A 1511-nucleotide genomic window follows, 5' to 3' on the forward strand; every position below is an offset into this window, starting at 1 on the left:
GACGGGAACGGCCCCTTCCGGTAGACCTGCTCAAGGCGCAGGCGCCGGATCAGTCGTTGCCGTTGCCCGGCGTCGGCGTCGTCTTCTGGATCTGGAGCAGGAACTCGGCGTTCGACTTCGTCTGCTTCATCTTGTCCAGGAGCAGCTCGATCGCCTGCTGCTGGTCGAGCGCGTGCAGCACGCGGCGCAGCTTCCAGGTGATGGCGAGCTCGTCGCTGCCGAGCAGGATCTCTTCCTTGCGGGTGCTGGACGAGTCCACGTCCACCGCCGGGAAGATCCGCTTGTCGGAGAGCTTGCGGTCCAGCTTGAGCTCGAGGTTGCCGGTGCCCTTGAACTCCTCGAAGATCACCTCGTCCATGCGCGAGCCGGTGTCGACCAGCGCGGTGGCCATGATGGTCAGCGAGCCGCCGTCCTCGATGTTGCGCGCGGCGCCGAAGAAGCGCTTGGGCGGGTAGAGGGCCGTCGAGTCGACGCCACCGGACAGGATGCGGCCGGAGGCCGGGGCGGCGAGGTTGTACGCACGGCCCAGGCGCGTGATCGAGTCGAGCAGCACGACCACGTCGTGGCCCAGCTCCACCAGGCGCTTGGCGCGCTCGATGGCGAGCTCGGCGACCGTGGTGTGGTCCTCGGCCGGGCGGTCGAAGGTCGAGGAGATGACCTCGCCCTTCACCGACCGCTGCATGTCGGTGACCTCTTCCGGACGCTCGTCGACCAGGACGACCATCAGGTGGCACTCGGGGTTGTTGTGCGTGATCGCGTTGGCGATCGCCTGCATGATCATGGTCTTGCCGGTCTTCGGCGGGGCCACGATCAGACCGCGCTGGCCCTTGCCGATGGGCGCGACGAGGTCGATGATGCGGGTCGTCAGGATGCCCGGGTCGGTCTCCAGGCGGAGCCGGTCCTGCGGGTAAAGGGGCGTCAGCTTGTTGAACTCCGGCCGCCCGCGCCCGGATTCGGGCGCCATGCCGTTCACGGAGTCCAGGCGCACGAGCGCGTTGAACTTCTCGCGGCGCTCGCCGTCCTTGGGCTGGCGCACCGCGCCGGTGACGTGGTCGCCCTTGCGCAGGCCGTTCTTGCGGACCTGGGCCAGCGAGACGTACACGTCGTTCGGGCCGGGGAGGTAGCCCGACGTACGGATGAACGCGTAGTTGTCGAGGATGTCCAGGATGCCCGCGACGGGGATCAGGACGTCGTCGTCGGAGACCTGCGGCTCGCCCGCGAAGTCGTCGCGGCCTCGACGGCCACGGCGGTCGCGGTAGCGGCCGCGGCGGCCGCGGCGGCCGCCGCCCTCGTCGTCGAAGTCGTCCTGCGGGCCGTTGTCGCGGTTGTCGCGGTTGTCGCGCTGCTGCCGGTCCTGGCGGCCGCCCTGCTCCTTGCGGTCCTGGCGGTCCTGCCGGTCCTGACGGCCGCCCTGCTGGTCGTCGCCCTTGTTGCCGCGGCGGTCGCGGTCCCGGCCGCGGCCCTGGCGGTCGCGGCGGCCCTGCCGGCCGTCGCCGTCGCCCGCCTCGCCC

At 70.6% G+C, this 1511-nt stretch carries 1 protein-coding gene; it reads right to left on the bottom strand.

The features are described from left to right. Positions 1-49: 49 nt before the first annotated feature. Positions 50-1511: transcription termination factor Rho (rho, locus tag STRAU_RS33025; protein ID WP_037663531.1), on the bottom strand; the 1462-nt coding region annotated here is incomplete at its 5' end.

Source organism: Streptomyces aurantiacus JA 4570, assembly GCF_000414115.1.
In the GTDB taxonomy this organism is placed as follows: Bacteria; Actinomycetota; Actinomycetes; order Streptomycetales; family Streptomycetaceae; genus Streptomyces; species Streptomyces aurantiacus_A.